The organism is Streptomyces dysideae (assembly GCF_001514305.1).
Lineage (GTDB): Bacteria > Actinomycetota > Actinomycetes > Streptomycetales > Streptomycetaceae > Streptomyces > Streptomyces dysideae.
The window spans coordinates 1-17,482 of sequence record NZ_KQ949125.1; the positions used below are offsets into that span (position 1 = coordinate 1).

Consider the following 17,482-nt stretch of genomic DNA (forward strand, 5'->3'; position numbering starts at 1 on the left):
TAGAGAGAGGCGGCCCCCGGCTCGGGGCGTGGATCCCGCGTGCCCGGCGCCAGTCCACGTACCCGCTCGACGACCTGCCGCAGGTGCTCGGGGGTGGTGCCGCAGCAGCCACCGACCAGGTTCAGGCCGTAGCCGCGGACGAAGTTCTCCTGGGCGTCGGCGAGTTCCTCCGCCGTGAGCGGATAGTGGGCGCCGTCCTTGCCCAGGACCGGCAGGCCCGCGTTCGGCATGCAGGACAGCGGGATGCGGGAGTGGCGGGACAGATAGCGCAGGTGTTCGCTCATCTCGGCCGGACCGGTCGCGCAGTTGAGGCCGATCATGTCGATGCCCAGCGGCTCCAGCGCCGTCAGGGCGGCGCCGATCTCCGAGCCCAGCAGCATCGTGCCGGTCGTCTCGACCGTCACCGACACGATCAGGGGCACCGCCACGCCCAGCGCCGTCAGGGCCTTCCTGGCGCCCAGCACCGCCGCCTTGGTCTGCAGCAGGTCCTGCGTCGTCTCCACCAGCAGCGCGTCCGCGCCGCCCGTGACCAGGCCCTCGGTGTTCCGCTGGTACGCGTCCCGCAGGACGGTGTACGGGGCGTGGCCCAGCGTCGGCAGCTTGGTGCCCGGTCCCATCGAGCCCAGGACCCAGCGCTGCTGCCCGGTCGAGGCCGTGAACTCGTCCGCGACCTCGCGGGCGACACGGGCGCCCGCCTCGGACAGTTCGAAGACCCGGTCCGCGATCTCGTACTCGGCCAGCGCCGCGTGGTTCGCGCCGAAGGTGTTCGTCTCCACGCAGTCCACGCCCACCGCGAAGTACGCCTCGTGCACCGAGCGCACGATGTCCGGGCGCGTCAGGTTCAGGATCTCGTTGCAGCCTTCCAGCTGCTGGAAGTCCTCCAGGGTCGGCTCCTGGTCCTGGAGCATCGTGCCCATCGCCCCGTCGGCCACCACCACACGGGAGGCGAGCGCCTCGCGGAGGGCGGACACACGGGTCCGGCTGTCGATGGAAGGGGTCAGTGGCGACGAGGCCATATAAGGGCTCCCTCGAGTGCGACGGCTGTCGGCTTAGCTGCCGCGGTGACGGCAAGCTCCGTACAACCGTACTCGGCGTGACTGATTTCACGACCCCCCGAGAAATGGGTCGTATCAGCGGCGGCTGATGCTGCGGACGCTGACGAGGGTGAGGATCCCGAGGCCGACGAGGGCGGCTGCGGCGCCGATGAGTTCTGCGGTGGTGTGCATGGGACCTCCGGGGGCGGCGACAGCCGGGGAAACGGGCGGGATTCAGTTATATAGGCATGCGGATGCCGCGACCTGCGGAATCCGTAGCCGGACCGGCTCCCGATTTCACCCGGAGGGCAGACGGGGACCAGACGGGGACACGGGCGAGGAGGGGGCGGGGAGGCGACCGCGTGCGGATGTGGGGTGGCGGGTGAGCGGCCTCGCAATCGAACGCCTACGATCCTCTGTTGTGTCCAAACTGACCGACGTGCCCAAACGGATCCTGATCGGGCGCGCACTGCGCAGTGACCGGCTGGGCGAAACGCTCCTGCCGAAACGCATCGCCCTCCCCGTCTTCGCTTCCGACCCGCTGTCCTCCGTGGCGTACGCGCCCGGCGAGGTGCTGCTGGTCCTGTCCATCGCGGGTGTGTCGGCGTACCACTTCGCCCCCTGGATCGCGGTCGCGGTCGTCATCCTGATGTTCACCGTGGTGGCGTCGTACCGGCAGAACGTGCACGCCTATCCGAGCGGTGGCGGCGACTACGAGGTGGCCAACACCAACCTCGGCCCCAAGGCCGGGCTGACGGTCGCCAGTGCCCTGCTAGTCGACTACGTGCTCACGGTGGCCGTCTCGATCTCCTCCGGGGTGGAGAACCTCGGCTCGGCCATCCCCTTCTTCGTCGAGCACAAGGTGCTCTGCGCGGTCGGCATCATCGTGCTGCTGACGCTGATGAACCTGCGCGGTGTGAAGGAGTCCGGCAAGCTCTTCGCGATCCCGACGTACGTCTTCGTCACCAGCGTCTTCGCCCTGATCGCGTGGGGCGCGTTCCGCGGGCTGGTGCTGGGCGACGACATGAAGGCGCCCACGTCGGACCTGCACATCGAGTCCGAGCACCAGGGCCTCGCGGGCTTCGCCCTCGTCTTCCTGCTGCTGCGGTCCTTCTCCTCCGGCTGTGCCGCGCTCACCGGCGTCGAGGCGATCAGCAACGGCGTGCCCGCGTTCCGCAAGCCGAAGTCGAAGAACGCGGCGACCACGCTCGCGATGATGGGCCTGTTCGCGGTGTCCATGTTCTGCGGCATCGTCGGCCTGGCTCTCGCCACCGATGTGCACATGGCGGAGAACCCGGCGACGGACCTGCTGCGCGACGGCGTCCCGGTGGGCGGCGACTATGTGCAGAACCCGGTGATCTCCCAGGTGGCGGCCGCTGTCTTCGGCGACGGAACCTTCTTCTTCATCCTGCTCGCCGCGGCCACCGCGCTGGTGCTGTTCCTCGCGGCCAACACCGCCTACAACGGCTTCCCGCTGCTCGGCTCGATCCTCGCCCAGGACCGCTACCTGCCGCGCCAGCTGCACACCCGCGGTGACCGGCTCGCCTTCTCCAACGGCATCGTGCTGCTGGCGGGCGCGGCCACTCTGCTGGTGATCGTCTACAACGCCGACTCCACCCGCCTGATCCAGCTGTACATCGTCGGTGTCTTCGTCTCCTTCACGCTCAGCCAGACCGGCATGGTCCGCCACTGGAACCGCCACCTGGCCAACGAGACGGATCCGGCCAAGCGCCGCCGCATGATCCGCTCGCGCGCGATCAACACGTTCGGCGCCTTCTTCACCGGCCTGGTGCTGGTGGTCGTCCTGGTCACCAAGTTCGAGCACGGTGCCTGGGTGTCCCTGGTCGGCATGGTGATCTTCTACGCGATCATGACCGCGATCCGGAAGCACTACGACCGCGTCTCCGAGGAGATCGCGGCGCCCGAGGGCCCCAGCGACGACAGCGTCCGGCCCTCCCGGGTGCACTCCGTCGTGCTGGTCTCCAAGATCCACCGGCCGACGCTGCGGGCCCTCGCCTACGCCAAGCTGATGCGCTCGGACACCCTGGAGGCGCTCAGCGTCAACGTCGACCCGGCGGAGACCAAGGCGCTGCGCGAGGAGTGGGAACGGCGCGGGATCGACGTACCGCTGAAGGTGCTCGACTCGCCGTACCGCGAGATCACGCGGCCGATCGTCGAGTACGTGAAGGGGCTGCGCAAGGAGTCGCCGCGCGATGCGGTGTCCGTGATCATCCCCGAGTACGTCGTCGGCCACTGGTACGAGCAACTGCTGCACAACCAGAGCGCGCTCCGGCTGAAGGGCCGGCTGCTGTTCACGCCCGGTGTCATGGTGACCTCGGTGCCGTACCAGCTGCAGTCCTCGGAGGCGGCGAAGATCCGGGAGCGCAAGCGGCAGGAGTGGAACGCCCCGGGGGCGGTGCGGCGCGGTCCGGCGCAGGAGCGGCCCAAGGAGGCCAGCGGGAAGGACTGACCCGTGCGGTGAGCCCGTAGACTGGTGGGCTGTTGTCCGCTCGTTCCCTTTCTCTTCTCTGGAGTCACCCCACCATGCAGGCAGAACCGAAGAAGTCGCTGGTGGGGGAGGAGTGCGAGGTCGAGATCGGCCCCGTCGCCCACGGCGGGCACTGCATCGCCCGTACCGATGACGGCCAGGTGCTGTTCGTCCGGCACACGCTGCCCGGCGAGCGGGTCGTGGCCCGGGTGACCGAGGGCGAGGAGGGCGACCGCTTCCTGCGCGCCGACGCGGTGGAGGTGCTGTCGCCGTCCAAGGACCGCATCGAGGCGCCCTGCCCCTACGCCGGCCCCGGCCGCTGCGGCGGCTGCGACTGGCAGCACGCCAAGCCGGGGGCGCAGCGCCGGATGAAGGGCGAGGTCGTCACCGAACAGTTGCAGCGGCTCGCCGGTCTCACACCGGAGGACGTCGGCTGGGACGGCACGGTGATGCCGGCCGAGGGCGACAAGCTGCCCGCCGGGCAGGTGCCGCAGTGGCGGACGCGGGTGCAGTACGCCGTGGACGCCGACACCGGCCGGGCCGGGCTGCGTCGGCACCGCTCGCACGAGGTCGAGCCCATCGACCACTGCCTGATCGCTGCCGAGGGGGTCAGCGAGCTCGGCGTCGAGAAGCGTGACTGGACCGGCATGGAGTCCGTCGAGGCGATCGCGGCGACCGGCTCGCAGGACCGGCAGGTGATCCTGACGCCGCGGCCGGGCGCACGCCTGCCCCTGGTCGAGCTGGACCGGCCGGTCTCCGTGATGCGGGTCGAGGAGAAGGACGGCGGCGTCCACCGCGTCCACGGCCGCCCCTTCGTCCGGGAGCGCGCGGACGGCCGTACGTACCGTGTCGGCAGCGGCGGCTTCTGGCAGGTGCACCCGAAGGCGGCGGACACGCTGGTGACGGCGGTCATGCAGGGTCTGCTGCCCCGCAAGGGCGAGATGGCGCTGGACCTGTACTGCGGTGTGGGCCTGTTCGCGGGCGCGCTGGCGGACCGGCTCGGCGACCAGGGCGCGGTCCTCGGCATCGAGACCGGCAAGCGCGCGGTGGAGGACGCCCGGCACAACCTCGCCGACTTCGACCGCGTACGTATCGAGCAGGGCAAGGTCGACGTCGTTCTGCCGCGCACGGGTATCACCGAGGTCGACCTGATCGTCCTCGACCCGCCGCGGGCGGGGGCGGGGCGGAAGACGGTGGCGCATCTGGCGTCGCTGGGGGCGCGGCGGATCGCGTATGTCGCGTGTGATCCGGCCGCGTTGGCTCGGGATCTGGCGTACTTCCGGGACGGGGGGTATCGAGTGCGGATGTTGCGGGTGTTCGATCTCTTCCCGATGACCTCGCATGTGGAATGTGTGGCGATTTTGGAACCTGCGGCGAAGGGCGTCTGACCTGCCCGTTTCCTGACTCAGGCGTCGGCTCTACCTGTTTTCCTTCATGCAGCGGGTCGAGCGGACGGTTCGCGCATCGTGCAGGCGCTGATCTGTGGTTTTGTAGCCGGGCGCGGTCTGAGTCGCCCGAGCGCCGTGGCATCGCTCAAAACTCTTGACGCTCAGATGACGCCCATTCAAGGCGCATCAAAGGAAGAAGAGCAACGCCGTCGGACTGACGGATGACGGTCAGGGCGCGTCGACCGGCTACGTGGGACGATCGGCCCGGTGGATGGTGGCTTCGGCACGCGAGGAGACCCCGGTGTGCGTTCTGGTCATCGGTGATCGATGCACCCCGCCGGGTACGTCGACGCCCTGGCAGAGGTGTGCGGCCCGTTTCGGACCGGGGCGCGGCGTTGACTGAGCGGCAACGAAAGGGCTCCGGCGCGACCACGACGCTGCGTTCGGCGTGGCTCGTCGCCGGACTCGCGGCGACCGGCCGGTGCGCCGCGACGGACACTGCCTGCGGCCTGGGGCGGGTGTGAGCTGTGGCGCGTGGACTGGTGCTCGGTGTGGACGCGGGCCATACCGTGACCAAGGCCGTGTTGTTCGATGCCACCGGCCGAGCGGTGGCGCGGGGCAGCGGCCCAGTGCCCCTGAAGACCCCTCAACCCCATTGGGTGGAGAGGGATATGGACGACGTGTGGCGGACGGCGTTCCAGGCCATCGCCGCCTGTCTCGCCGAGGCGGGGCCGGACGCGGGGCGAGCCGTCGCCGCGGTGGGACTGGCCGGGCACGGCGACGGCCTGTACGCCGTCGACGAGTTCGGCCGGCCGGTGCGCGCCGGCATCGTGGCGATGGACACGCGCGCCGAACCAATGCTGGTGGAGTGGCGGCGCACTCCGGTCTGGTCGCGCGCGCTGGAGTTGTCGGGCACTGTGCCGTTCGCTGGTTCCCCGGCCGCCCTGCTGGCCTGGCTCGCCCGCCACGAGCCGGGAGCGCTTGTGCAGGCCCGTTGGCTGTTGTCCTGCAAGGACTGGCTGCGCCTGAGACTGACGGGCGCGGTGGCCACCGATCCGACGGACGCCAGTGCCTCGTTCACCGACCTGCGTCGGGGCGGCTACTCGCCGGAGCTGCTCGATCTGTACGGCCTCGGCGCGCTCGCTCGTCTGCTGCCGCCCGTGCTGGCCTGCGACGCGGTGAGCGGAACCGTCACCCGTGAGGCCGCGGCGCTCACTGGGCTCATCGCCGGCACGCCCGTCGTCACGGGCGCCCATGACGTCGATGCCGCCGCGCTCGGGATCGGCGGCACGACGCCGGGCGAGCTGTGCCTGATCGCCGGGTCGTTCAGCATCAACCAGGTGGTCAGTGAGCGTCCGGTGGTCGATCCGCGCTGGCAGGTCCGTCACTTCGTCCGGCCGGGGCAGTGGATGAGCATGTCCACCTCACCCGCGTCGGTGGCGAACCTGGAGTGGTTCCTGCGGGTCACGGGCGCGCCGGCCGACCAGCGGTACGGCGTCCACGAGGCGATCGGCCGCGAGGTCGAGGCGTGCCTGTAGGGTCCGTCGGAGGTGCTGTTCCACCCGTTCGTCTACGGCTCTCCGCACCCGCATCCCGCGTCCGGGACGTTCCTCGGCCTTCGCGGTTGGCACGGCCGCGGCCACGTGCTGCGGGCCCTGATGGAAGGGGTGGTCCTCAATCACCGCTGGCACGTCGACGCGCTCTGCTCGAAGCTGCCGGTCACCGGGGCGGCGGCCCGGCTGACCGGCGGCGCCGCCCACAGCGCGGTGTGGAGCCAGATGTTCGCAGACGCGCTGCGACGGCCGGTGGTGGTGACCGATGTGCAGGAGAGCGCGGCCCGGGGAGCGGCTCTGCTCGCCGCCACCGCCGTCGGAATGCTCGACGACGTGACGGACCCGCGCGTCACCGCCGCCGTACTCAGGCGCCACGAACCCCGCCCCGACCGGGTCGCCGTACTCGACGAGGCGTACCAGGTGTACCGGGAGGCGTTGGAGGCTCTCGGACCGGTCTGGGCCCGCTTGGACGCGCCCGAGGCTCCGGAGTGAGTGCCGGACACGCCCGCGACGTGAGGGATCGACGGGCATCCAGGCGCTGCCGCTGCCGCTACACGGGGGTCGGCGCGCCGTCGTAGCGGTACGGCGGCTGGGCACCGGCGCGGGTGCAGGTGTCGGCCGCGATGTCCACGGCGTACGACAGCAGCCGGGCAAGCTCGCCGGCGGCGAGGTGGTCGACGCCGTCGCGGCTGAGTCGGCCGGTGTGGTGCAGATGGGCGAGCACTCCGGCGGTGAAGGCGTCGCCCGCTCCTACCGTGTCGACGACCCGGACCGCCGGGGCCGGCACATGGACGCGGGCGTCGCGGCCGATGGCCCAGGCGCCCTGGGAGCCGAACGTGATCAGGACGAGTCCCGCGCCTGACGCGAGCCAGCGTTCGGCCACCGCCTCGTACGGCTCATGCGGGTGGAGCCATGCCATGTCCTCGTCGCTCGCCTTCACCACGTCGGCGAGCGCCACCCACTCGGCGAATCGCCGGAGATAGGCGGCGCGGTCGGTGACCAGGCCCGGCCGCACGTTCGGGTCGAGGGACACCAGCCGCCGGCCCGCCTCCCGGCGAATCAGTCCGTCGAGCGTGGAGGCCAGGGGTTCGAGCAACAGACCCAGCGACCCGAGGTGCAGAGCCGTCCCCGCGGGCAGCGCGCCGCCGTCCGGGAGAGCAGCGAGGTGTTCGGGGCGCAGGCCGCGGTCGGCGGTGCCGTTCGCGTGGAAGGAGTAGGCGGCCGACCCGTCCTCGCGCAGCTGCACGGCTGCGATAGTGGTGGGTTCGGACGCGGGCAGCGCATGGGTGAGCCGGGTGCCGGATGCCGCGAGGTGCGCGCGCAGGAGATCGCCGAAGCGGTCGTCGGAGAGGCGCGCGAGCAGTGCCGTGGGGACTCGGAGTCGGCCGAGACCGGCGGCGACGTTGAGGCAGGAGCCGCCCGGGCGCGGCTGGAAGGCCGCGGCACCATCGGCCGTACGGGCAGGGGTGAGGTCCACCAGCGCGTCTCCGGCGACGACGACGGCAGGCTGGTCTGCGGGTTCCGGTCTGGCGCTCATGTGGGTTCCTCGGGGATGGCGGCGGCACGTTCGAGGGCTGGGGCTGGGCTGTTCGGTGGAGTCCCGTAGCCCCGCAGAGAACGCTTGACGATAAGTTCGAAGAGAATTTCTCGCAAGATGTGTTAACAACGGCGCAGTCTCCTGCTAATAATTCGGCCATCGAAACGCGCCCGACTCCCCAAGGACGCATCCACACCCCTGCTCGACCCGCCGCGCCTCAGTCGAGGTCCCGGCGAACCAGCACGAGAGGCCCCCCGTCACATGGCATCGACCAGATACGCCCTCATAGCCGGCGCCGCCGCCACCGCCCTGCTCGCCACCGCCTGTTCCGGAGCCGGAGCGGGCGGGTCCTCGGGCGGAGGGAAGAGCATCAACGTCCTGATGGTCGGCAACCCGCAGATGGAGGACATCGCGAAGCTGACCAAGGACAACTTCACCGAGGACACCGGGATCAAGGTCAACTTCACGATCCTTCCCGAGAACGAGCTGCGCGACAAAGTCACCCAGGACATCGCCACCCAGGCCGGCCAGTACGACGTCGCCACCATCGGCGCCTACGAGGTGCCCATCTGGGAGAAGAACGGCTGGCTGCACGACCTGGGCTCGTACGCCGACAAGGACACCGGCTTCGACAAGGCCGACCTGCTCAAGCCAATGGTGCAGTCGCTGACGGGCTCGGACGGCAAGCTCTACGCCCTGCCGTTCTACGGCGAGTCCTCGATGCTCATGTACAACAAGGACGTCATGAAGGCGAAGGGCATCACGGTGCCCGAACGGCCGACCTGGCAGCAGATCGCCGACATCGCGGCCGAGGTCGACGGCGCCGAGCCGGGAATGAAGGGCATCTGCCTGCGCGGTCTGGCCGGCTGGGGGGAGCTGGGTGCGCCGCTGACGTCCATGGTCAACACCTTCGGCGGCACCTGGTTCACCGAGGACTGGAAGGCGCAGGTCAACAGCGGCGGCTTCAAGGAGGCCACGAAGTTCTACGTCGACCTGGTCCGCGAGCACGGTGAGGCGGGCGCCCCGCAGGCCGGGTTCACCGAGTGCCTGAACGCGCTGAGCCAGAAGAAGGTCGCCATGTGGTACGACGCGACCAGCGCGGCCGGGTCGCTGGAGGACCCCGCCTCCAGCAAGATCGCCGGCAACGTCGGCTACGCCTACGCACCGACCGTCAAGACGGACAGCAGCGGCTGGCTGTGGGCCTGGTCGTGGGCCATGCCCAAGACCACGAAGAACGCCGACGCGGCCTCGAAGTTCATGCTGTGGGCCTCCAGCAAGAAGTACGAGAACCTCGTCGGCGAGAAGCTCGGCTGGTCGCGTGTACCGGCCGGCAAGCGGGCCAGCACGTACGAGATCCCGGAGTACAAGAAGGCCGCCGCCTCCTTCGGTGACATCACCCTGAAGTCCATCGAGGGCGCCGACCCGGCCAACCCGGGCGTCCAGCCCCGGCCGACCGTGGGCATCCAGTACGTGGCCATCCCCGAGTTCCAGGACCTGGGCACCAAGGTCACCCAGGAGATCTCCGCCGCCATCGCCGGCAAGACCAGCGTGGACAAGGCCCTCGACGACGGCCAGAAGCTGGCCGAAGAAGTCGCCAAGACCTACCAGAAGTGACCTTCAGCGCCCGGCCGGCCTCGTGCCGGCCGGGCGCCGCTTCCCCAACCCCGGCCTTCACCGGCAGAGGAACCATTCATGACCACGCTCACCGCACCCCCCAAGACAGCACCCCCACCCGTCCGTACCCGGAAGTCCTCAGGCACGGCCGCCAAGTGGAAGCGCCGCATCCCGCTGCTGCCCGCGCTGATCTTCACCATCGTCGTCACGCAGCTGCCCTTCGTGGCCACGTTGATCATCTCCACCTTCCAGTGGAACATCCTCAAGCCGGGCGAGAGGCACTTCGTCGGCCTGTCCAACTTCTCGTTCGTCTTCACCGACGAGCGGCTGCGCACGGCCGTGCTCAACACCGTCGTGCTCACCGCCTCGGTGGTGATCATCAGCGTGATCCTCGGACTCGGCCTGGCGATGCTCCTCGACCGCCGCTTCGCCGGCCGCGGGCTGGCGCGCACCCTGCTCATCGCCCCGTTCCTGGTCATGCCGGTCGCGGCGGCGCTTTTGTGGAAGCACGCCATCTACAACCCCGACTACGGACTGCTCAACGGCACCCTCAACGCCGTCTACCGGCTCTTCGGCGCGGACAACGGCCCCACGGTCGACTGGATCTCCTCCTACCCGATGCCCGCCGTCGTGGTCTCGCTGGTCTGGCAGTGGACCCCGTTCATGATGCTGATCCTCCTGGCCGGCCTGCAGGCGCAGCCCGGTGACGTCCTGGAGGCGGCCCGCATGGACGGCGCCTCCGCGCTGCAGACCTTCCGCCACATCACGCTGCCGCACCTGCGCCAGTACATCGAGCTGGGCGTCCTGCTCGGCACGATCTACGTCGTGCAGACCTTCGACGCGGTCTTCACCATCACCCAGGGCGGCCCCGGCTCCCAGACCACCAACCTGCCCTACGAGATCTACCTGACCATGTTCCGCAAATACGAGTACGGCGAGGCAGCCGCCGCCGGTGTCGTCGTCGTCCTCGGCGCGTTCGTCATCGCGACCTTCGCGCTGCGCACCATCGCGTCGCTGTTCCGCGAGGAGGTTTCCCGATGACCCATGCAGCAGTCGCCGCGCCCGGGACGAGGTTCAAGAAGCTCCTTCGCCGTAAGGACGACCGTGGCGGTGCGCCCAAGCTGTCGCCGCTGTGGACGTTCGTCGCCTGGCTCGCCACCCTGGCCTTCTTCGCGCCAGTGGCCTGGATGGTCCTCACCTCCTTTCACCAGGAGGCCGACGCGGCGACCAACCCGCCGACCCCGTTCGCGCCGCTCACCTTCGACCAGTACGAGCTGCTGTTCAGCCGGGACATCACCCCGTTCCTTCTCAACTCGGTCATGGCCAGTGTTCTTTCGACGCTGCTGGTCCTCGCCCTGGCGGTGCCGGCGGCCTACGCGCTGTCCATCAAGCCGGTCGAGAAGTGGACCGACGTGATGTTCTTCTTCCTGTCCACCAAGTTCCTCCCGGCCATCGCGGCCCTGCTGCCGGTGTACCTGATCGTCAAGGACGCCGGGATGCTGGACAACGTGTGGACGCTGGTCGTCCTCTACACCGCCATGAACCTGCCGATCGCGGTATGGATGATGCGCTCCTTCCTCGCCGAGGTCCCCAAGGAGATCCTGGAGGCGGCCGAGGTCGACGGCGCGGGCCTGCTCACCGTGCTGTGGCGGGTGGTCGCGCCGGTCGCCATGCCCGGACTCGCCGCCACCTCGCTGATCTGCTTCATCTTCAGCTGGAACGAGTTCATGTTCGCCGTGAACCTCACCGCCACGCAGGCGTCCACCGCGCCGGTGTTCCTGGTCGGCTTCATCACCAACGAGGGCCTGTTCCTGGCCCGGCTGTGCGCGGCGGCCACCCTGGTCTCGCTGCCCGTCCTCATCGCCGGTTTCGCCGCCCAGGACAAGCTCGTCCGCGGCCTGTCGCTGGGAGCGGTGAAGTGAGGGCGGCCGTCATCACCCAGCCCAGCAGTATCGAGATCGCCACGGTCGACGACCCCGCTCCCGGCCCGCGCGAGGTCGTCGTCGAGGTCGCGGCCACCGGGCTGTGCGGCACAGATCTGCACATCCTCCAGGGGGAGTTCGCCCCGAAGCTGCCCATCATCCCCGGCCACGAGTTCGCCGGGCAGGTCGTGGCCCTCGGTAGCGAGGTCACCGAACTCGCGCTCGGCGACCAGGTCGCCGTGGACCCGTCGCTGTACTGCTTCGAGTGCCGCTACTGCCGCCTCGGCCACAACAACCTCTGCGAACGCTGGGCCGCCATCGGAGTCACCCACCCGGGCGCCGCCGCCGAGTACGCCGTGGCGCCCGTCGCCAACTGCGTACGACTGCCCGACCACGTGGACGCCCAGGACGCGGCCCTGATCGAGCCGCTGTCCTGCGCGGTGCGCGGCCACGACGTCCTGCGCAGCCGCCTCGCCTCCCGCGTGCTCGTCTACGGCGCCGGAACCATGGGCCTGATGATGCTCCAGCTCGCCAAGGCCACCGGCGCCGCGAGCGTCGACATCGTCGACATCAACGCCGAACGCCTGGCCACGGCATGGCAATTGGGCTGCTCCGCCGGTGCCGCGTCCGCCGACGAGCTCGACCGGCCGCCCTACGGATGGGATCTGGTCGTCGACGCCACCGGAAACGCGAAAGCCATTCAGGATGCCCTCGGCCGGGTGGGCAAAGGGGGCACGTACCTGCAGTTCGGGGTCGCCGACTACGCCGCACGGGCCACCATCGAGCCGTACAGGATCTACAACCAGGAGATCACGATCACCGGCTCCATGGCGGTCCTGCACAGCTTCGAACGCGCGGCGGACCTCTTCGCCACCGGTGTCATCGACCCCCGCGTCTTCATCAGTGACCGCCTTCCCCTGGCGGCGTTCCCGGACGCCGTCGCCCGCTTCCAGGCAGGCATCGGCCGCAAGATCCAGATCCAGCTCGGCCTCGCCACCGCGTGAACGCCCGAACCGAACGGAACCCCCACATGACCGAGCAGATCCGCCGCGTTCTCGTCCGCTCCCTCGACGACATCACCCTCGAGGAGGTGCCCGCCCCCGTACCCGGCGACGACGAACTCCTGCTGCGCACCACCGTCGTCGGCGTGTGCGGCTCCGACACCCATGCGGTGGCCGGCCACCACCCCTTCATCGACCTGCCCTACCGCCCCGGCCATGAGGCAGTCGGTGTCGTCGCCGCGGCAGGCAAGGGCGCCGAGGACTTCGCGCCCGGAGACCGGGTGATCATCGAGCCCAACCTGTACTGCGGTCGGTGCCCCCAGTGCCGCTCCGGCCGCTACAACATCTGCCAGGAGCTGAAGGTCTTCGGCTGTCAGACACCCGGCGCCATGGCCGACTTGTTCACCATCCCGGCCGACCGCGTCCACCGCGTCCCCGACGGCATGACCGACATCGAGGCCGCCCTCGTCGAACCCCTGGCCACCCCGGTGCACGCCGTGGCGAAGGCCGGGGACCTCACCGGACGCACGGTCGTCGTGCTCGGCGCCGGGCCCATCGGTCTGCTCGTCCTCGCCGCCGCCCGGCACGCCGGCGCCGCGAAGATCGCCGTCACCGACCTGCTGCCGGGCAAGCGGGACCGCGCCCTGCGTCTCGGAGCCGATACGGCCCTGCCTGCCGACGCCACCGACCTGGCCGACCAGGCCCACGCGGCGCTCGGCGGACCGGCCGACGTGGTCTTCGACTGCGTGGCGCGCGAACAGTCCATCGCCCAGGCCACCGACCTGGTCACCAAGGGCGGCACGATCATCGTCGTCGGCGTAGGCGCCGCCGGCACCACCCCGGTCCGCCTCGACCTGATCCAGGACCGGGAGATCCGCATGGAGGGCACCCTGATGTACACCGGCGACGACTACCGCACCGCGATGTCCCTGATCTCTTCCGGCGCCATCGACACCGCCGAGATCGTCACCGCCACCTACCCGCTGGAGGATGCCGCCAAGGCGTTCGCCGCATCCGTCGACCCCGAGCAGGTCAAGGTACTGGTCACGGTGGACGGACCGTAGCCCACGGCAATGCAGGTGTGGATGCCGATATGGACACAGATGTGCACGTCGTACGCAGTAGCCGCCGCCACACGAGCGGCCCGGCGCCCGCGAGCCGGACGGGCCCCGACCCGCACCGGTCCGTGTGGGAAACTGCGAGACCGGAGCAACCGGGAAGGAGGGGCGCCGTGACCGCCCGTACGCGACTGTCACAGGCGGCCGTCGAGGAACGGCGCCAGGCCGTGCTGCGGTACGTCGCCGAACACGGCGAGACCCGCATCGACGACCTCGCCCGGCACTTCGACGTCAGTCTGATGACGATGCACCGGGACCTCGACGACCTCACCGGGCGTCATCTGCTGCGCAAGGAACGCGGCCGGGCCGTCGCCTTCCCCGCCCTCACCATGGAGACGGCCACCCGCTTCCGCGAGAACAGCGCCCTCGCGGCCAAGAACGCGCTGTGCGCGGCCGTCGCCGACCGGATCAGGCCGGGCAGCACGGTGCTCATGGAGGACTCGACCACCCTGTTCCCCCTGGTCCCGGCGCTGGCGGAGATGGATCAGCTGCACGTCGTCACCAACTCGGTCGGCCTCGCCCAGCGCCTCGGGTCCGCCGCCCCCGCGGTGAACGTCACCCTGCTGGGCGGCCACTACCGCGGCGACTTCAACTCCTGCACCGGCCCCACCGTCACCCGGTCCCTGTCCCGGATCCGGGCCGACCTCGCCCTGATGTCCGCCACCGCCGTCCTGGAAGGACGCCTCTTCCACCCCCTGAACGACTACGTCGAGGTCAAGCTGGCCATGCTCGCCTCCGCCGAACAGGCGCTGCTCCTGGTGGACCACTCGAAGTTCGGCAAGACCGCCACGTACGAGTACGGGTCCGTGGCCGACTACCACACCGTCATCACCGACACCGGCACCCCCGACGCGGAGCTCGCGGCCATACGCGGCCTCGAAGTCCCCGTCGAGACGGTCGAACCCGAAGAGCCCTCCCCATGATCCACACCCTGTTCGAAACGCCCAGCGCCTACCGTCCCAGCGACGTCGAGAGGGCCGCACCCGTACCCGCGGTCCAGGCCGTCCTGTTCGACTTCAGCAACACCCTCTTCCAGATGATCGACCTGGAGACGTGGCTGCGGCGGGTCGGCTCCGCAGCCGGCCGCCTGGCCGTGCTGGACGAGCCCGACGCAGTGGCCAAAATCTCCGACCAGTTGCGCGCCGCCTTCCGGCTGCCCTCCGTCGTCACCCTCCAGGAAGGCCGTGATCTCTCTTCCGCACAGCACCGCCGCGCCATGTGGGGATGGTGGGGACAGGTGGACTTTCTGCGCGGCGCGGAGGAGGCGGCCTACCGGGAACTCACCGCCCCGGACGCCTGGGTTCCCTATCCCGACACCGAACCGGTCCTGCGTGCCCTGCACCAGCGCGGACTGCGCATCGCCGTCGTCAGCGACTTCGCCTGGGACCTGCGCACCCACCTCGCCCACCACGGGCTGGACGCCTTGATCGACACCTGCGTGATCTCCTACGAGCAGGGTCGGGAAAAGCCCGACCCACAGCTGTTCCTCAAAGCCTGTGCCGACCTCGGTGCGGACCCCCGCGCCACCCTCATGGTCGGCGACAACCCGGTCCGCGACGGCGGCGCGGCCGTCTGCGGTCTGCGTACCTACATCCTGCCGGCGGAACACCGCATCGGAGAGCGCGGCTTGATGGACGTGCAGCGGCTCGTGGTCTGAGCGTGGTGGTCCACGGGCGTGTGGGGAACCGCCCCGACGGATCAGGGCGTCGGCGCGATCCGTCGGCCGCCTCCATGGCGGCGGCCGGCGCGGTCAGCCGACGGGGTAGGAGGCCGGCAGGTCCTGGTCGGCGGCCCAGGAGGCGAGGATGCGGAGCCGTTCGTGGGTGGGGGAGCCGGGTGCGGCGGTCCAGACGGTGAGGTGCTGGTCGGGGTCGGTGTTGGCGGTGAGGGTGTCCCAGTCCAGGACGAGTTCGCCGACTACGGGATGGTTGAGTGTCTTCGTGCCCACGGTGCGGGCGGCGACGTGGTGATCGCCCCACCATCTGGCGAACTGCTTGTCCCGCAGGGACAGTTCACCCACCAGCTCGATCAGGCGGGGGTCCTCGGGATACTTCGCGGCCTCCATGCGCAGTTGGGCGACGGCGATGTGCGCGGAGCTCTCCCAGTCGGCGTACAGGGTGCGCATGGCCGGGTCCGTGAAGATGATCCGCGGGTAGTTGCGGTGCCTTTCCGGGATGCGGGAGAAGTCGGTGACCAGGGCGGCGGCCAGCGCGTTCCAGGCCAGGATGTCCCCGCGCCGGCCCTGCACGACGGCGGGAGTGGCGGTGAGGTCGTCCAGGACCCGCTGCAACTGTGGCTGGACCTTCTGCCGGCCGCGGCGCCGGGTGCGGGTGGTGGTCTTGCCCGCGAGCTGGAAGAGGTAGCCGCGCTCGTCGTCATCCAGACGGAGGACGCGGGCGAGGACGTCCAGCACGGGTGCTGATGCCTGCATACGGCCCTGTTCGAGGCGGGTGTAGTAGTCGGTGCTGATGCTGGCGAGCTGGGCGACCTCCTCGCGGCGCAGCCCCTCCACCCGGCGGGGCCTGTCGGTCTCGGGCAGTCCGACCGTGCGCGGGCTCAGCTCGGAGCGGCGCTTCTTGAGGAATTCTCCCAGCTCATTGAGGGGGACGTTGGCGGTCATGCTTCCCAGCATGACATCGATCCCACCCGGTGAAGGGGGGAGAATCTACTCCCAGGATGTTCCCTTCCCGGGATGATTTTCGCCGCTTTTCGCCCCTGCCCTCGCCTGTGAGGCTCGATATCGAGCAGCCGAGCCCGACCCCGTCTGCGGCTCACCGATCCCCGCACCGAAGGAAGCACCCCCATGCGCGGAGCAGTCATCTACGCCCCCGGCGACGTGCGCTTCGAGAACCTCGACGACCCGAAGATCCTCCAGCCGACCGATGCGGTGATCCGCACGGTCGCCACCTGCGTGTGCGGCTCGGACCTGTGGCCGTATCGCGGTGCGGAACCCATCGGCGACCCGCACCCGATGGGGCACGAGTACGTCGGCGTCGTCGAGGAGGTGGGCGGCGAGGTCACCCACGTCGAGCCGGGTCAGTTCGTGGTCGGCTCCTTCGCCACCTCGGACAACACCTGTGCGAACTGCCTGAACGGCTGGCAGTCCTCCTGTCTGCACCGCGAGTTCATGAGCACCTGCCAGGCCGACTACGTGCGTATCCCCAACGCCCACGGCACCCTCGTCGCCACCGACGGGCACCCGGACGCCGCGTTCGTGCCCGGCCTGCTGGCCGTCTCGGACGTGATGGGCACCGGTTGGTACGCGGCCCTCGCGGCGGAGGTGAAGCCCGGCTCAACCGCCGTCGTCGGCGACGGAGCGGTCGGTCTCTGCGGCGTCATCGCCGCCGAAGAACTGGGGGCCGAGCGAATCATCGCCATGAGCCGCCACGAGAGCCGGCAGAAGCTCGCCCTCGAATTCGGCGCCACCGACATCATCAGCGAACGCGGCGACGAAGGCATCGCCCGCGTCAAGGACCTCACCGGCGGCATCGGCGCCGACTCCGTGCTGGAGTGCGTCGGCACCGCCGAGTCGATGCGTCAGGCCCTGCACTCCGCCCGGCCCGGCGGCAACGTCGGCTTCGTCGGCGTCCCGCACGAGGTGCAGGTCGACGGGGAGGAGCTGTTCTTCTCCCAGGTCGGCCTGCGCGGCGGCCCCGCACCCGTGCGCCGCTACCTGCCCGACCTGATCGACCGCGTCCTGACCGGTCGCATCAACCCGGGCAAGGTCTTCGACCTCACCCTGCCCCTGGACCAGGTCGCCGAGGGCTACAAGACGATGGACGAGCGCCGCGCCGTCAAGGCCCTCCTCAAGCCCTGACCCCGATCAC

At 70.0% G+C, this 17,482-nt stretch carries 15 protein-coding genes; 12 read left to right on the forward strand and 3 right to left on the reverse strand.

The window, feature by feature from the left end; translation table 11 throughout:
- Positions 1–1,016: homocysteine S-methyltransferase family protein (locus AQJ91_RS43980; protein WP_199848182.1), on the reverse strand; the 1,016-nt coding region annotated here is incomplete at its 3' end.
- Between the two features lie 439 nt (positions 1,017–1,455).
- On the opposite strand from AQJ91_RS43980, the gene AQJ91_RS43985 reads away from it, so the two are divergent.
- The 4 genes from AQJ91_RS43985 (at position 1,456) to AQJ91_RS54935 (ending at position 6,955) form a co-directional block, all read left to right on the forward strand.
- Positions 1,456–3,504 carry an APC family permease gene (locus AQJ91_RS43985; RefSeq protein ID WP_067034462.1) on the forward strand — a complete coding sequence of 683 codons (2,049 nt, stop codon included), beginning with the start codon at positions 1,456–1,458 and terminating at the stop codon, positions 3,502–3,504.
- A gap of 74 nt (positions 3,505–3,578) precedes the next feature.
- A complete protein-coding gene (locus AQJ91_RS43990; protein ID WP_067034465.1) occupies positions 3,579–4,910 on the forward strand; it encodes a class I SAM-dependent RNA methyltransferase in 1,332 nt (443 codons plus the stop codon).
- Between the two features lie 551 nt (positions 4,911–5,461).
- Entirely contained in the window at positions 5,462–6,448 is a 987-nt protein-coding gene (locus tag AQJ91_RS43995; RefSeq protein ID WP_267891311.1) for an FGGY-family carbohydrate kinase, read from the forward strand.
- A gap of 12 nt (positions 6,449–6,460) precedes the next feature.
- Positions 6,461–6,955, forward strand: a complete 495-nt coding sequence (locus AQJ91_RS54935; RefSeq protein WP_199848184.1) for an FGGY-family carbohydrate kinase — start codon at positions 6,461–6,463, stop codon at positions 6,953–6,955.
- A 58-nt stretch (positions 6,956–7,013) separates the two neighbouring features.
- Here AQJ91_RS54935 and AQJ91_RS44000 read toward each other — a convergent pair whose 3' ends face one another.
- Positions 7,014–8,000 (reverse strand): carbohydrate kinase family protein, encoded by a 987-nt coding sequence (locus AQJ91_RS44000; RefSeq protein ID WP_067034468.1) that lies wholly within the window; start codon positions 7,998–8,000, stop codon positions 7,014–7,016.
- A 261-nt stretch (positions 8,001–8,261) separates the two neighbouring features.
- On the opposite strand from AQJ91_RS44000, the gene AQJ91_RS44005 reads away from it, so the two are divergent.
- The 7 genes from AQJ91_RS44005 to AQJ91_RS44035 all read left to right on the forward strand — a co-directional run bounded on the left by AQJ91_RS44005 (position 8,262) and on the right by AQJ91_RS44035 (position 15,312).
- The gene (locus tag AQJ91_RS44005; protein WP_067034471.1) at positions 8,262–9,614 is read left to right on the forward strand and encodes an ABC transporter substrate-binding protein; all 1,353 of its coding nucleotides are present in this window, start codon (positions 8,262–8,264) and stop codon (positions 9,612–9,614) included.
- Between the two features lie 78 nt (positions 9,615–9,692).
- Positions 9,693–10,655, forward strand: a complete 963-nt coding sequence (locus tag AQJ91_RS44010) for a carbohydrate ABC transporter permease (RefSeq protein ID WP_067034474.1) — start codon at positions 9,693–9,695, stop codon at positions 10,653–10,655.
- Positions 10,652–11,536, forward strand: a complete 885-nt coding sequence (locus AQJ91_RS44015) for a carbohydrate ABC transporter permease (protein ID WP_079085662.1) — start codon at positions 10,652–10,654, stop codon at positions 11,534–11,536. Before AQJ91_RS44010 ends, AQJ91_RS44015 begins: the two co-directional genes overlap by 4 nt.
- The gene (locus tag AQJ91_RS44020) at positions 11,533–12,540 is read left to right on the forward strand and encodes a zinc-dependent alcohol dehydrogenase family protein (protein WP_067034477.1); all 1,008 of its coding nucleotides are present in this window, start codon (positions 11,533–11,535) and stop codon (positions 12,538–12,540) included. Before AQJ91_RS44015 ends, AQJ91_RS44020 begins: the two co-directional genes overlap by 4 nt.
- Before the next feature lie 26 nt (positions 12,541–12,566).
- Entirely contained in the window at positions 12,567–13,601 is a 1,035-nt protein-coding gene (locus AQJ91_RS44025) for a zinc-dependent alcohol dehydrogenase (protein ID WP_067034479.1), read from the forward strand.
- A gap of 167 nt (positions 13,602–13,768) precedes the next feature.
- Positions 13,769–14,578 carry a DeoR/GlpR family DNA-binding transcription regulator gene (locus AQJ91_RS44030; protein ID WP_067034483.1) on the forward strand — a complete coding sequence of 270 codons (810 nt, stop codon included), beginning with the start codon at positions 13,769–13,771 and terminating at the stop codon, positions 14,576–14,578.
- The gene (locus tag AQJ91_RS44035; protein WP_067034486.1) at positions 14,575–15,312 is read left to right on the forward strand and encodes an HAD family hydrolase; all 738 of its coding nucleotides are present in this window, start codon (positions 14,575–14,577) and stop codon (positions 15,310–15,312) included. The genes AQJ91_RS44030 and AQJ91_RS44035 overlap by 4 nt, the downstream gene beginning before the upstream one ends.
- 93 nt (positions 15,313–15,405) lie before the next feature.
- On the opposite strand, the gene AQJ91_RS44040 is transcribed toward AQJ91_RS44035, so the two are convergent.
- Positions 15,406–16,287: a helix-turn-helix domain-containing protein gene (locus AQJ91_RS44040; protein WP_079085664.1), complete on the reverse strand. Its 882-nt coding sequence runs from the start codon at positions 16,285–16,287 to the stop codon at positions 15,406–15,408.
- 171 nt (positions 16,288–16,458) lie between these two features.
- Here AQJ91_RS44040 and AQJ91_RS44045 point away from each other — a divergent pair, with 171 nt between their 5' ends.
- On the forward strand, positions 16,459–17,472 hold the full coding sequence (locus AQJ91_RS44045; RefSeq protein WP_067034488.1) for a zinc-dependent alcohol dehydrogenase family protein: 1,014 nt from the start codon (positions 16,459–16,461) through the stop codon (positions 17,470–17,472).
- Positions 17,473–17,482: the final 10 nt, after the last annotated feature.

Excerpts from the sequence above, each read along its gene's own strand:
- AQJ91_RS43990 (WP_067034465.1), top strand. The coding sequence starts at position 3,579 with ATGCAGGCAGAACCGAAGAAGTCGCTGGTGGGGGAGGAGTGCGAGGTC.
- AQJ91_RS44000 (WP_067034468.1), bottom strand. The coding sequence starts at position 8,000 with ATGAGCGCCAGACCGGAACCCGCAGACCAGCCTGCCGTCGTCGTCGCC.
- AQJ91_RS44005 (WP_067034471.1), top strand. The coding sequence starts at position 8,262 with ATGGCATCGACCAGATACGCCCTCATAGCCGGCGCCGCCGCCACCGCC.
- AQJ91_RS44010 (WP_067034474.1), top strand. The coding sequence starts at position 9,693 with ATGACCACGCTCACCGCACCCCCCAAGACAGCACCCCCACCCGTCCGT.
- AQJ91_RS44015 (WP_079085662.1), top strand. The coding sequence starts at position 10,652 with ATGACCCATGCAGCAGTCGCCGCGCCCGGGACGAGGTTCAAGAAGCTC.
- AQJ91_RS44025 (WP_067034479.1), top strand. The coding sequence starts at position 12,567 with ATGACCGAGCAGATCCGCCGCGTTCTCGTCCGCTCCCTCGACGACATC.
- AQJ91_RS44035 (WP_067034486.1), top strand. The coding sequence starts at position 14,575 with ATGATCCACACCCTGTTCGAAACGCCCAGCGCCTACCGTCCCAGCGAC.
- AQJ91_RS44040 (WP_079085664.1), bottom strand. The coding sequence starts at position 16,287 with ATGCTGGGAAGCATGACCGCCAACGTCCCCCTCAATGAGCTGGGAGAA.
- AQJ91_RS44045 (WP_067034488.1), top strand. The coding sequence starts at position 16,459 with ATGCGCGGAGCAGTCATCTACGCCCCCGGCGACGTGCGCTTCGAGAAC.